General features: G+C 66.6%; 12 protein-coding genes and 1 pseudogene. 12 read left to right on the top strand and 1 reads right to left on the bottom strand.

Translation table 11 applies throughout. The features are described 5' to 3' along the window. Nucleotides 1-87 precede the first annotated feature (87 nt). Nucleotides 88-1,068: pseudogene (locus CKW06_RS24130) on the bottom strand (AraC family transcriptional regulator). Nucleotides 1,069-1,763: 695 nt separating this feature from the next. Here CKW06_RS24130 and CKW06_RS14170 point away from each other — a divergent pair. From CKW06_RS14170 to CKW06_RS14225, 12 genes are all read left to right on the top strand, one after another. Continuing rightward, complete coding sequence (locus tag CKW06_RS14170) at nucleotides 1,764-1,964, top strand: Flp family type IVb pilin (RefSeq protein ID WP_005409991.1); 201 nt, start codon at nucleotides 1,764-1,766, stop codon at nucleotides 1,962-1,964. Nucleotides 1,965-2,053: 89 nt separating this feature from the next. After that, the gene (locus CKW06_RS14175; RefSeq protein ID WP_024957429.1) at nucleotides 2,054-2,599 is read left to right on the top strand and encodes an A24 family peptidase; all 546 of its coding nucleotides are present in this window, start codon (nucleotides 2,054-2,056) and stop codon (nucleotides 2,597-2,599) included. Continuing rightward, entirely contained in the window at nucleotides 2,596-3,072 is a 477-nt protein-coding gene (locus CKW06_RS14180; protein ID WP_005413739.1) for a TadE/TadG family type IV pilus assembly protein, read from the top strand. Before CKW06_RS14175 ends, CKW06_RS14180 begins: the two co-directional genes overlap by 4 nt. Nucleotides 3,073-3,095: 23 nt before the next feature. After that, the gene (cpaB, locus tag CKW06_RS14185; RefSeq protein ID WP_024957430.1) at nucleotides 3,096-4,133 is read left to right on the top strand and encodes a Flp pilus assembly protein CpaB; all 1,038 of its coding nucleotides are present in this window, start codon (nucleotides 3,096-3,098) and stop codon (nucleotides 4,131-4,133) included. Between the two features lie 18 nt (nucleotides 4,134-4,151). After that, a complete protein-coding gene (locus CKW06_RS14190) occupies nucleotides 4,152-5,507 on the top strand; it encodes a type II and III secretion system protein family protein (RefSeq protein ID WP_005409995.1) in 1,356 nt (451 codons plus the stop codon). Between the two features lie 27 nt (nucleotides 5,508-5,534). Next, a complete protein-coding gene (locus CKW06_RS14195; protein ID WP_024958095.1) occupies nucleotides 5,535-6,791 on the top strand; it encodes a CpaE/TadZ family protein in 1,257 nt (418 codons plus the stop codon). Then, a complete protein-coding gene (locus tag CKW06_RS14200; protein WP_005413742.1) occupies nucleotides 6,776-8,125 on the top strand; it encodes a TadA family conjugal transfer-associated ATPase in 1,350 nt (449 codons plus the stop codon). Before CKW06_RS14195 ends, CKW06_RS14200 begins: the two co-directional genes overlap by 16 nt. Before the next feature lie 2 nt (nucleotides 8,126-8,127). Continuing rightward, nucleotides 8,128-9,084: a type II secretion system F family protein gene (locus tag CKW06_RS14205; protein WP_024958096.1), complete on the top strand. Its 957-nt coding sequence runs from the start codon at nucleotides 8,128-8,130 to the stop codon at nucleotides 9,082-9,084. A 28-nt stretch (nucleotides 9,085-9,112) separates the two neighbouring features. Further along, complete coding sequence (locus tag CKW06_RS14210) at nucleotides 9,113-10,048, top strand: type II secretion system F family protein (protein WP_024958097.1); 936 nt, start codon at nucleotides 9,113-9,115, stop codon at nucleotides 10,046-10,048. After that, complete coding sequence (locus CKW06_RS14215) at nucleotides 10,048-10,938, top strand: tetratricopeptide repeat protein (protein WP_024958098.1); 891 nt, start codon at nucleotides 10,048-10,050, stop codon at nucleotides 10,936-10,938. The genes CKW06_RS14210 and CKW06_RS14215 overlap by 1 nt, the downstream gene beginning before the upstream one ends. Beyond that, nucleotides 10,935-11,393: a DUF3613 domain-containing protein gene (locus CKW06_RS14220; RefSeq protein WP_024958099.1), complete on the top strand. Its 459-nt coding sequence runs from the start codon at nucleotides 10,935-10,937 to the stop codon at nucleotides 11,391-11,393. The genes CKW06_RS14215 and CKW06_RS14220 overlap by 4 nt, the downstream gene beginning before the upstream one ends. A gap of 8 nt (nucleotides 11,394-11,401) precedes the next feature. Then, complete coding sequence (locus tag CKW06_RS14225; RefSeq protein WP_024958100.1) at nucleotides 11,402-13,555, top strand: TadG family pilus assembly protein; 2,154 nt, start codon at nucleotides 11,402-11,404, stop codon at nucleotides 13,553-13,555. Nucleotides 13,556-13,641: the final 86 nt, after the last annotated feature.

Genomic DNA, 13,641 nt, shown 5'->3' on the forward strand with positions numbered 1-13,641 from the left:
AGCGGGCTATGCAGAAGCGGCAACGATATCGGCAAGCGCATGGGCAATTCCGGCAGAAACCACCCCGAAACCCTTGCGGCGCTTGATTCAGGCCGGCTGGCCGATCTGCGCGGGAGCGCGCATCAGCGTATCGCGCGGCAGCTCGCCGAAAACCTTGCGGTAGTTGTCGGCAAAGCGGGAGAGGTCCCATAGGCCACAGCTGAGGGCGATCGCCTTCACCGAACGGCGGCTGGAATCGGCCATGGACAGGCTGCGGCAGGCAGCGCACAGGCGCAGCATCGACAGATAACGGTTGGGCGAAGTTCCGAACAGGTCCTCGAAGGCATAGCGCAGGCCGCGTTCGCTGACACCCGCCGCGTCGCATATCTCGTTCATGTAGATATTGCGGCGCAGGTTGAGCCGCATGAAGTTCTCCGCCCGCTGCGCGATCAGATAATGCGTGCGCCGGGCGCGGCTTCAGCCGGGGCGATCGGCGGCGCCTGCACCGAGCAGGGCCTGCACGTGCTCGTGCAGCAATCGTTCGGTTTCCTGCGGCTGCAGGCCAGCGCCCTGGCCGAGCTGAAGATGCAGCTGCTGATAATGATGGGCGAGTGGTGCCGAATCGTTCGCCAGATTGAACAGTGAAAGTGCCTGACCCGCGGGCGGTGTGCTGCGCAGGCTCAGTTCGGTCAACTTGCGTTGCACCCGTGCGACCGGCACCAGCATCAGGGTCATGTGCGTACCGGGGCTGAGCGTAAACTCGCTGATGCCTTCGGGCATCACCGTCAGCGCCATCCCCGGTGCAAGCGGCACCCCGTGGCACCAGCTCAGTGTTTCATCGGTGGCGTGCAGATACCCCAGCATCGCCCAGTCGGGTGGCAGCATGAAGCGGCCACGGCAGTGGAAACCGCAACTGATGCTGCAGAACAGGGCTTCCTCATGCACGCGCGAGGCGAAGGCCGCCCGCGGCCCGTTGCCATCGAGCAGCAGCAGTTCGACATCGCACACGCGAAGTACGCCGCCCAGCGTCGCCAGATCGATCGATCGCAGGCCGCTGTCGTCGCTGTCTTCTACCCCACCATCGACCATGACAGTGTCGTCCCCCCGTTGATCCGCAACTCGCTGCGGCCCCCACTGCCTGACAGGGCCACACCATTCCTCCAGGAACCTTCGCCATTGCCGGGATGGCCGCGGCCGGTGCCGCGCGACCAACCCGGTTGAAAGCAGCAACGTGAGAGCGAGTATGCCCGATAATCATCGAAGGTAAACCCGAACTCCGCATTGAAGAAAATAGATACAGAGATGAAGAAAATGTCGTCGCCAGTGGCACGATATTCGCATGCACCATTTGCGCCATCACAATATCTGCACGTCGATGAATCGTTTTGCCAGCGAACGGATACGCGTCACAGAAACAACCTGAAAGTTTAAGGGCTGCCGCGTTTCTGCCGAATTTGCATATAGGTTCCAGTTTGCAGCCAACCGCCATTCAGGCAAAGTCGACGACACGGTGATCCGGTCGCTTCAAAAACGACCACACCTGGGGGAGCGTATGACCACGACCGTATCGCAGAACAGTTCGACCGCCGGCGCATCGCCGCGTGGTTGCGACGTTGCGGCCGGCATTTCCCCCGGGGCAGATCACCAGGAATGAGCACGGCGGGTCATTCCCGTCATGCCACCCCGCCAGGATGTGCGGGGCCCACGGACGATCCCGGCGGAGCCGGGCCACCGCCCAACAGGTGTCCTGCATCTGCAGACAACAAGTAGAGGGAGACAAGGCCATGAACGCATCCATCCGCAAGTTCCTGAAGGAAGAAGATGGCGTCACCGCGCTCGAGTACGGGCTGCTGGCCGCCGTCATCGCCGGCATCCTGATCGCGGTCGGCAACAAGGAGATCAAGGGGTTCTTCGAGACGCTGTTCAAGAACCTCTCCGAACTCGCCACCAAGGCCTCCGGGTCAGCACCTGCGACCGGCGGCTGAGCCTGCGTGCATCGCACATCCCTGCAGCGGTGCTGGGATGTGCCCGGTGGCAACTGCAGGCTGTCCAATGACGGACGACGGAGTGCGCGATGACGTTGCTGGGACTATTGGCCATCGGCGTGTGCCTGCGGATCGCGATCAGCGATCTGTATGCCCGCCGGGTGCCCAATGCCTGGCTGTTGTCTGCGTCCATCATTGCCATCGCATTGATCATCGCGGGGCAGTTCAGTACGCCGCGCCAGCCGTGGCTTGCCCACGCAGCGGGCGCGGCGCTCGGCCTGGTGGCCCTGCTGCCGTTCTATGCCATCCGCTGGATGGGCGCCGGTGACGTCAAGTTCTTCGCGGTACTGGGGCTGATGCTGGGCTGGAAAGCCCTGCTGCCGATCTGGATGGTGGCCAGTCTCGCGGCCGGCCTGCACGCGGCAGTGATCATTGTCGGCCGCCGCCTGGGCGTGATGCTGCCCACAGGCCTTCAGATGCAGGTCAACCGCGCCAGCAACCAATGGCAATCGCACCCCGCCCTGCGCGACATGCAGGCCGCGCGCCAGGGACGACATGGCATTCCCTACGCAGCCTACCTGGCCATCACCGGCATCGGTTGGGTCCTGGCAAGCGTCTATGGAGGTGTGGCATGAACATCCGCAATCCACGGCGTCAACGCGGTGTAGCCAGCATCGAATTTGCCCTGATGCTCATGCTGGGCCTGCTGCCACTGCTGCTGTTCACGTTCTCCGGCGTGATGATCATGGCCGCGCAACAGACATTGGCGACGGCCTCGGCCGAGGGCGCTCGCGCTTCGTTGCGCTATGGCAGCGCCAATGAACGGCGTACCGCAGCCTGCGTAGCAGCCCGCAGTTCGATGCAGTGGCTGTTGAAATTCTCTGGACAGGGTGTCGACTGCAGCAATGGCGGCAGCAACGCAATCGTTGTCTCCGCGCAGGCACCCTGCGCCGGCCTGGCCACTGCCCAGTGCATGACGGTGACCGTCAGCTACGACTACGCCAGCCATCCCTTCCTGCCGGGCACCGCCACGCTTTACAAGTGGGTGATGCAGGCCCCCATCCGTAGTGTCGCGGTCGCCCAGCTCGACCTCGGCAGCGGCAACTGACCATCGGCACAGGAGACGGTTCCATGCTCAAGTTGACCCGCATCGCTGCCGTCGCCCTGATCGGGCTGGCCGCGCTGCTGGCGGTGATCGCCTTGATGATCGGGCGCAAGCAGGCCGCGCCGGCCACGGTTGCCCCGGTCGCGCAGAGCGAAGCCCAAGCGATCACCGTGGTAGAGGCGGTGGCCCGACTGCCGGCCGGCGAACCGATCTCTGCCAATGGAGTGCGCCTTGCGCAGCGGACCACGGCGGTAGCCGGTGCTGCCACCAGCATCTCGGCCGTGGTCGGCAAGGTGCCGGTGCAGGACATCGCCGAGGGCACCGCCATCAGCAGCGGCGCCCTTGCACAGGGATTCTCGCTGCAGCTGCGCCCGGGCGAACGCGCGCTGGCCATCCCGGTGGACGAACTGGTCGGCGCCGGAAACCGCATCCTGCCGGGTGATTTCGTCGATGTCTTCCTCAACCTGCGCAATGCCCAGCCCAACGCCAGCGGTCCGGCAGAGGCCGCGCAGACCCGCCTGCTGCTGTCGCGGCTGCGCGTGCTCAGCTACGGTCAACAGGACATCGCTCCGGTCACCGGCGATGCCGTCGCCGGCAACGAAGGCGATACCCGCAACGATCCCCGCGCCGCCGACATCACCGGCAATGGCAACAACCATGGCTCGGGCAACGAGGCCACCCAGCCGGCACGCAGTGCGGTGCTGGCAGTGCCGGTGGCCGATGCCAACCGCCTGCTGCTGGGTGCGCAGCAGGGAAAGCTGTTCCTTGCCCTGCGCAACCCGGCCGATACGGGGCAACCCGACCTTGCACTGTTTCCACAGGCGCGTGGCGTGATCGATCCCGTGCGTGGCCTCGATGCCGAACAGCAGCTCGCACTGCAGCGGCCGGAGAACCACGCCTTCGCCGGCATCGATGGTGATGCCCTGGCCGGCCGCGGCAACAGCGCAGCCCGCAGCAACCCGCAGCCGCCGGTGCATGCGCCGACGGCTCGACGCAGCGCACCGCGTGCGTCGGGCATCGAGATCATCCGTGGCGACAGCTCCGCCCCCCGCGGTTCCCTTTGACCTGCATCGAGCGCATCCATGACCGAACGCCGCCGCCCACGCCCCTCCCCCCGCCAGTGCTGGCTGGCCCTGCTGCTGGTGCTGCTGGCTCCGGCAACAAGCGTGGCCGCAGACGATCTCGTGTTGCAGGCGCGTGAGCAGCGCCCGTGGACGCTTCCGGCCGACCTGGAACGGGTCGCCATCGCCGACCCAGGCGTCGCCGATATCGTGATGCTGCGTGGGCAGCGGCAGGCCCTGCTGGTCGGGAAAGCGCCGGGTACGACGACCCTCCTGCTGTGGCACCGCAAGCAGGCCGAGCCGCAACGCCTGCAGGTGCGGGTGCAGAGTGCCGTGCAGGGCGCGGCAGACGCAGGCTCCAACGGGCTGGTGTTCACCCAGCAGGACAACCAGGGCCTGCTGCAGGGAAGCACCGATAGCCTGCTCTCGCACATGCAGGAACAGAAGACCGCGGCCATGGCGCTGGGCAAGGACGGGCTGCTTGCCGACGCGTCGACGGTCAGCAGCGGCGGCGTGGTGCAGGTCGAGGTCAAGGTGGTCGAATTCAACAAGACCGCGTTGAAGCAGATCGGCATCAGCTTCCAGAACCGCAATGGCAGCTTCGCCTACGGCTTCGCCCGCCCGGGCGGCCAGTTGCCGGGCAATACCGGCATCCTGCCGGGCATGAAGGAAGGCAACTCCGGCAACGAGGCCGAGTCGCCCATCTCTTCGGCGTTCCGGCTGGTGTTCGGCTCGACCAAGGGCCTGTGGAACGCCGATGTCGACCTGTTGCAGAGCAACGGCATGGCGCGCGTGCTGGCCGAACCTACCCTGGTCGCATTATCCGGCCAGAGCGCCAGCTTCCTGGCCGGTGGCGAACTGCCGATCCTGGAACCGCAGGGCCTGGGCACCACCACCATCACCTATAAACCGTTCGGCATCGGCCTGACGGTGACACCAACGGTGCTGGCCCCCAACCGCATCGCGCTGAAGGTCGCACCGGAAGCCAGTGATCTGGACTACAGCAACGCCATTGCCCTCAATGGCGTGCAGATTCCCTCGATCACCACGCGCCGTGCCGACACCACGGTCGAACTGGGCGATGGCGAGAGCTTCGTGATCGGCGGCCTGGTCAGCTCCAATGTCGTCTCCAACGTCGGCAAGATCCCGCTGTTGGGCGACCTGCCGATCATCGGCTCGTTCTTCCGCAACTTCGACTACAAGCGCCAGGACAAGGAGCTGGTGATCATCGTCACGCCGCGGCTGGTGCAGCCGCTGGCGCGCAACACCGAGCTGCCGTTGCCTGGCGAACGCGAGGCCAAGCCGCACATGCCCGAATGGGGCGCCTGGCTGCTGGGTCCCATCAGCCAGGACCCGGTACCCGGCTTCTCACGCTGATTCCATGATGCCTGCGATACCACGCCCATGCCCTACGCCACTGCCCAGCCGCTGCATCCGCAAGGACCGCCGATGAATCTGGTCCTGTACGGAATGGATCGCGAACTGCTGCCCCGGCTGGCGGCCAAACTGCCGCCGACCACTACCCTGCACTGGCAGGACAGCAGCACGCCGACCTCCGCTCTGGACCTGCAACGCGGGCCGCAGAGCCTTGTGCTGCTGGATTTCCGCCCTGAACATGCCGCCGCCTCCAGCGTGCTGGCGCAGCAACTGCAACAGACCGAACCGGATCTTGCATTGGTTGCCGTCGGTGCCACCAGTACCGGCCAGGTGGAAGGCATCGTCATTGCATTGCGGGCGGGCCTGCGCGATGTGCTGGACCTGGACAGCGACAACGTCGGCATCGAGGCCGCGCTGCGCCGCGCCCTGTCGCCACGACCGGCTGCCGCCGCGCAGCACGCGCACAAGGCGCGCCTGATCGTACTGCTGGGCGTGCGCGCCGGAGTGGGCACCAGTACGCTGGCCGCGCATCTTTCGGTGCTGGCACAGCAGACCCGTGCGCTGGCGCAGGGCGAGGCACTGCAGCAGGACGGCCTGCTGATGGAGCTGGCCCAGCCTTCGGGTGACCTCGCGCTGTACCTCAACCTGGACAGCCGCTTCCATTACGAAGACGCGCTGCGCAACGCCAGCCGCATCGACGCCACCCTGGCCCGCACTGCGATGGCTCGCCATGACACCGGCCTGGTGCTGCTGGACCGCGCCAGCGGCAGCGATGCGGTGCCGCCATCCGATCCGGCCGCGCTGCTGCAGCGACTGCGCCACGTATTCGCCAGCGTGCTGTGCGATGCCGGTGGCTGCCCACTGCGGCAGCTACCGCCGCTATTGCTGGACCAGGCCGACGAGATCTGGCTGGTCACGGACGCTTCGATCGCCACGCTGGTATCGCTCGACCAGGCCTTGAAGCACCTGGCCGGCCAGCGCGAACGGGAGAAGCGCCTGCAGCTGGTGATCAACCGCCACGACGACAGCAGCGGCATGAGTCCCGACCAGATCGCACGCCGATTCGAAGTGCCACTGCTGGCCACGCTGCCCGAACGCCCGCGCGTGCGCCTGGCGGCCAGCCAGGGACATCTGCTGCTGCAGGACGCACCGCGCGACCCCTACCTGCGTGCCCTCGCCCCGCTTGTGTCGCGCCTGGATCCGGCTGCCTGCCCGGTCCAGGCCCATGGCCTGCGGGAAAGACTCTCCCTTGCCCTGGGTGGATCGCAATGGAAGACAAGGTAACCCCGTTCCCACATGCCGCCACCCGCCCGGTGCTGCCCGACAGCGCCCCGGCCCACCTGCCGTTCGCGCAGACCGAGCAGTACCAGAAGGTGCTGTCGGCCGCCCATGAGCACCTGCTCAACAGCATCGAGGACGAGCGCATCGACATCGATTCCTGGGCCCCTGACACCATCGCCCGCTGGGTGCAGGTGCAGACGGTGGGCTTCATCCAGGAATGGCGCATCCCGATCAACGAGGAGGAGATGCAGGTGGTGGCCGAAGGCCTGGTCAAGGAGCTGACCGGCTTCGGTCCGCTCGACGACCTGCTGCATGACCCGACGATCGAGGACATCCTGATCAATGGGTTCAAGGATGTGCATGTCTCGCAGGGAGGACAGCTCAAGCGCGCCACCCAGCGTTTCACCGACGACACCCACCTGCTGCGCATCCTTCGCCGCATCCTCGCGCCGCTGGGCCGCCGACTGGACGACTCCAACCCGATGGTCGATGCGCGCCTGCCCAACGGCGGCCGCCTCAACGCGATCATCTCGCCGCTGGCAGTGGATGGGCCGATGGTCTCCATCCGCAAGTTCCGCAAGGATCCGTTCACCCCGGACGAGCTGCTGGCCAAGGGCACCTTCGATGCGCCGATGCAGGCGCTGCTGAAGGCCATGGTGCTGGGCCGCTGCAACATTCTGGTGTCCGGCGGCACCAGTTCCGGCAAGACTTCACTGCTGAACGCACTGGCCAGCTACGTGCCGCCGAACGAACGCGTGATCACCGTCGAGGACACCGCCGAACTGTCACTCAACCACCCCCACGTGGTCCGCCTGGAAAGCCGCATCGGTGGCGCCGAAGGCCATGGCGCGGTGAGCATCCGCGATCTGGTCCGCAACAGCCTGCGCATGCGCCCGGACCGTATCGTGGTCGGCGAGGTGCGCGGCGCCGAGGTACTGGAAATGCTGCAGGCGATGAACACCGGCCATGACGGCTCGATGGCGACCATCCATGCCAACTCTCCGCGCGACTGCCTGTACCGCATCGAGATGCTGGCCGGGTTTGCCGGGTTCCAGGGCAGCGAGGACAGCCTGCGCCGGCAGATCGCCAGCGCCATCGACTTCATCGTGCAGATCTCGCGGCTGGGCAGCGGCCGGCGCGTGCTGGTCTCGATCACGGAAATCACCGGTGTCAGTGACAACCTGATCACGACCCAGGAAATGTTCCGTCACGAACTGCAGATCGATGGCAACGGCAAGGAAATCGATCGCTGGATCGGACTGGGCTTCCACCCGCATTCGCACAAGCTGGAGCCGTTCCGGCAGCAGTTGCGCGAATCGTTGTACGGAGACTTCTGAGCATGGGCACGGGCCTGCTGCTGGGTGTACTGAGCATCATCTCGGTGCTGCTGGCGCTTGCGGTATGGCTGTGGGGCACCGCCAGCAACCGGGAGCAACGCCAGGCTTCGCTGCAGCACGCCGAGCAGCAGCTGGCTCGCGGAGGCGCCAGTGGCGGAGCCCCGGCCGGGGCATCCGTAGCCGCCGCCAACGACCCGGCGCGACCGGCAAGTGCCGGGCGCCGGGTGTTGCCGCTGGACGGCCTGCTGCAACGTGCGGGCCTGCAGACGTGTTGGAAGCTGCCCATCATGATGCTGGTGCCGGGACTGGTGCTTTCGGTCGTGGCCATGCTCAGGCTCGGTACGGCGTGGATGTTCCCCCTGACCCTGCTGCTGTACCTGCTGGCCTGCTGGCTGTGGGTCATGCGCCGCACCACGAAACTGCGTGCACAACTGCTGCACCAGCTGCCCGACTTCCTCGACAACCTGGTGCGGCTGACCGCGCTCGGCAACAGCCTGCAGGCTGCCTTCCAGGTGGCGTCGATGCAGACCAGCGCGCCGCTGCGCGGACTGCTGGACACCACCGTGCGCTACGCGCGCAGCGGCATGGACCTGGACCGTGCCCTGAGCCTGGCGGCACAGCCCTACCGGATGGATGTGCTCAAGGTGCTGTCCGTCGTGATCGGTGTCAGCGTACGCATCGGCGGACGCTCCGATCAGATCCTGCAGCGCATGGGCGATTTCATGCGCGACCTGGAGCAGGCCCAGCAGGAGCTGGCCGCGACCACGTCGGAAACGCGCATGTCAGCCTGGGTGCTCGGCCTGCTGCCACCGGCCAGCGCGGTGCTGATGGCCATAACGAGCCCCGAATTCTTCCAGCCGGTGCTGCACGATCCGCTGGGTCACAAGATCCTGTTGATCGCGCTGGGGCTGGAGCTGTTTGGCGCGTTCCTGCTCTACCGCCTGGCCAAGTCGCTATGACCACCCGGATCCGCCACGGAGGTGCCCGATGAGTGCCAGCACCTGGTTTGCCCTGTCGCTGCTGGTTCTGGCCGCCGGTGTTGCCCTGCTGGGCATCGCCGGATGGGTGCGCAGCCATCGCGAACAGCGCACCTCGGCCACCTTGAAGACCGCACTGCAACCGCGGGATGAGGCGCGCGACACGGAGGCCGCGCGCCGTTATTCGCTGGGTTGGCTGGAACGCTTCGGGCGCGCGCTCAGTGGCGGCCGCCTGGAATCTGCATTGCTGGCCAATGAAGACCGGCTGCTGCTGGACCTGGCGGGCTGGAACACACGTCGTGGCACCGCCATCTATCTTGGCCTGCGCCTGCTGCTGGGCGTGCTGGTGCTGGTGCTGGCCCTGGCGTTCAGCAGCGCCCAGGGGCTGGCCAGGATGATGGTTGTGATCGGTGCGCTCGCGGCAGGCCTGCTGCTGCCGAAGTTCATCCTTTCTTCGTGGGTGAAGCGGCGCCGGCGCGCCGTCGACAACGAGCTGCCCCTGCTGATCGACCTGCTGCGCCTGCTGCAGGGCGTGGGCTTCAGCATGGACCAGAGCCTGCAGACGCTGGGCGACAAGCTGCGCGACGCGTTGCCGGTGCTTGGCGGCGAGTTGCAGGAGGCCAACGTCGCGTACACCCATGGCCGCACGCGCGCGCAGTCACTGCGCCGGCTGAGCGAGGTCTACGCGGATGATGACCTGACCAGCCTGATGCAGTTGATCCTGCAGGTGCACGCGCATGGCGGCGCAGTGCAGGAACCATTGCGGCAGTTCAGCATCCGGTTGCGCGAACAGCGCCGCAACGCCCTGAAGGAAAAGGTTGGCAAGCTCTCGGTGAAGATGACCGTGGTGATGATGCTGACCCTGCTGCCAGCGCTGATGCTGGTTCTTGCCGGACCGGCGCTGGTCGCGCTGGCCACCACCATGTCCAAGATGGGATCGCCCTGATGCCTGCCCTGCGCACCTCCTGCCTGTTGCTCGCCCTTGCCGCCGTCGCCAGTGGTTGTGCGTCGACAACGCCGAAGTACCTGCGCGCGCCCAGCCTGGCCGCGCCCGAACCGGCGCCGCAGGACAGCCGCAATGCCTACCTGGAACTGATCGGGCGCATGCAGCAGCAGGGTGCCTGGTATGCCTCGCTGGCCCACGTCGATGCCTTCCGCCAGCGCTATGGCGACCCGCCGGCGTTGCGCCTGCTGCAGGCCGACGCCCTGCGCGAGACCGGCCAGGCCGACGCTGCCATCGCCCTGTACCGCGAGCTCTCCAGTGGCCCGCAGGCCGCTGCAGCCGCACACGGCCTGGGCCTGATCGCCGCGCGCCGTGACGACGATGGCGGCAGTGAGGAGGCACTGGCCCGGGCCACGCAGCTGCAGCCCTTGAACACCGATTACCTGGGCGATCTCGGCTATGCACGTCTGCGTGCAGGTCAGTTCGAACAGGCGCGTGAACCGTTGGCCAAGGCGCTGGAGCTGTCTCCAGGCAATGCCAAGGCCACCGCCAACCTCGCCCTGTGGGCGGAGCTGCGTGGCGACACCACCACTGCAGAGCGCCTCGCCGGACAGGCCAATCTCAACGAGGACACCCGCCGCAGCATCCAGCAACAGGCCGCGCAGATCCGTGCCCGCCTGCAGCAGCGCCAGGCCGCCGCGGCAGCTGCCGCAGTCGTGCCGGCCCCCGCGCGTGCTACCGCCAGCGATGCCGGCAGCAACCGGCCCGGCGCCACGCGACTGGCGGCGGAACCACGCCGCGACAGCCGCGATGAGCGCGATCCGCAGCGCCTGCCGCCCTCGATGCTGGAACGCTTCAGCACCTCCGATCAGCCGAACGGAAACACTCCATGAGCGCCATGCCCCTGACCCGACACCTGTTGCCTGCACTGGCCTGCCTGCTGTTGACCGGCGGCGCGCAGGCGCAACAGCAACCCCTGACCGGGCAGATGCTTGGCGGCAGCACGCCCGCTGCGCCGGCTTCGCAGCCGCTGCAGTCCGAGTCACTGGCCACCGTGGACCTGGCGACCCCGCCGGCACCGGTGCCGCAGGCGGCGCCTGCAGCGGTCGCCACCACCGACGGCAACGCTGCAGCCGCGCGACCCGGCCGCGGCCAGATCGGCGACACCACGCGCGACCTGTTCCGCCTGCAGGCATCAGGGCAGCAGGCCGGGCAACGCCTGCCGATCCTCGGCGACCAGGCTACGTTGAGCTACGCCCGCTACATGAAGAGCTTCGAACACGAGATCCCGGACTTCTTTGAAACCGATGTCGCCAAGTCCAAGGGATCATCCTCATCGGGACGCTGAGGTAGGCCATGAAACGCCCACGCCAGTTCAGTTTCGGCCGCCCACGCGGCGGCATGTCGGTCACCATGATGCTGGTCATGCTGGCGCTGCTCGCCATGCTGGGCCTGGTAGAGATCGGCTATCTGTTCTGGGCCAAGCGTGACGCACAGAAGGTCGCGGACCTTGCTGCACTGGCCGGTGCACAACGGCTGGAACTGTGCACGCCTGACAACAGCGACAACAGCGCGGCGCGGCAGAGCGCGGTCACCCAGAACAGGTTTGCAGGCACCGTGCAGATCCGCTGCGGCAACTGGAGCGCCACACGCAGCACGTCGAACCGCTTCGTCACCACCATCGATGCCAGCAACCCGCGCAATGCCGTGCAGGTAGTCGCGCAGCGCAGCGTGCTGCCGTTCTTCGGCCAGAACACCGGCCTGCCCACCGTCAGCGTGGAGGCCGTAGCCCGCCGTTCCGAACCGACTGCGGTGTTCGCGGTCGGTTCGCAGCTGCTGCGCACCAATGGCGACTCGGTACTGTTGTCGACCCTGCGTCTGGTCGGCCTGGATGTGACCAACGCCACCGTGCTCTCCTATGACGGCCTCGCCCAGGCCAACATCACGCCGTCGGGCCTGCTCAAGGCATTGAACATCCCGGTCAGCGCCAACCTCAGCGTGGCTGACTTCAACCGGCTGCTGTCGGTCAACAAGATCTCGCTGGCACAGCTGGTCGATGCCACCGCCACCGTGGTCGGCCGCGACAGCACCGTGGGCGTACAGCTGCGTGCACTGTCCGATCTGGTCGCCACCCAGCTGGACATCAACAAGCTCAACATCGTGCTGGGCAGCCAGTCCGGTGGCGGCGGTCTGTTCGCCGAAGTGGTCTCGCCCGATGGCACGATCGGCAGCGCGCTGGAAACGAAGGTCAACGTGCTCAACCTGATCAGTACCGCCATCTCCATCGCCAACGACGGCAATGGCGTTGCGGTGAAGGGACTGGACCTGCTGGGCATCAACATCCAGGCCGGCGTGGTGGAACCGCCCTCGATCGCCATCGGTGGCGTCGGCACACGCGCGTACAACGCGCAGGTGCGGCTGATGGTGGACGTGGACAGCAACAACCTGTTCGCGGTGGGCCCGTTGCTGAACCTGCTCGGCACGCGCCTGCACCTGCCACTGCATGTCGATGTCGCCAATGCGATGGGCACGCTGACCGGCATCCAATGCGGCGCCAGCCCACAGAAGGCCACCATCCGGGTCGACTCGTCGGTGCTGCGCGCCTGTGTCGGCAATGTCGACCCGGCGCAACGCTTTTCCAGGAGCAATGTCTGCGACGACACCCTGAAGAACGAGCAGCTGCTGAAACTGCTCGGACAACCCTTGATCAATGACAGGATCACCCTGCCTGCCCTGACCAGCTCGCAGAACCTGACCCTTGCCGCCGGCGAGACCGCTTCGACCCGGATCAATCCACTTGCAGTGGGCAACGCGGTGTCGGACCTGGTCAATGAACTGCTGCGCGTGTTGTCGGGCATGCTCAGCTCACCCAAGCAGGGCATGAGCGCCAACGACACCGCCAAGGCACTGGCCGACCGCTACCTGCAGGCCACCTTCCCGCCGAACACCCGCTATGAGGTGGACAAGTTGATTCCACTGCTGCGCGATGGCGACGCAAGCCGGCAACTGGCCCCGCTCAACAGCTGGACCGTACCCGGAGGCCTGCCCTACGCCTGCGGCCTGCTGAACCTGGCCACCTGCCACAAGGACGGTCCGGTCTGGGACGCGTTCAAGGTGACCGTCACCGGCCAGGGACTGGGCGTGCTCGATGGGCTGCTGGGATCGCTGGTGGGCGGCCTGCTGATCAACCGCTGCGACAGCCTGCTGGGCAACCTGATCGACTACAACGGGTGTGTACGCAACAACCTGGCCTCGTACATCCAGACCGCGCCGGCCGGCTTCCTCGATGGTACCGGTGGAACCGGCGTCACCAATCCGGATGGCAGCGTGAGCTGCAGCGGCCTGCTGTGCACGCTGCTCAAGCCGATCCTGACCGCCCTGCGGCCGGTGCTCAACAGCGTCGGCACCCTGCTGACCAACCTGCTGGCGAGCGTGCTGGGCCTGGAACTCGGCCGCACCGACGTCAACGTGCAGTCGATCCAGTGCAGCGCGGCGCAGCTGGTCTACTGACCCGTGACGGGCGCCCTTGGCGGCGCCCGCGCCCATGCTAGACTCCCGGCGGGGAACCACCTTCATCTCAACCCACACTCATCCGT

The organism is Stenotrophomonas maltophilia, assembly GCF_900186865.1.
In the GTDB taxonomy this organism is placed as follows: domain Bacteria; phylum Pseudomonadota; class Gammaproteobacteria; order Xanthomonadales; family Xanthomonadaceae; genus Stenotrophomonas; species Stenotrophomonas maltophilia.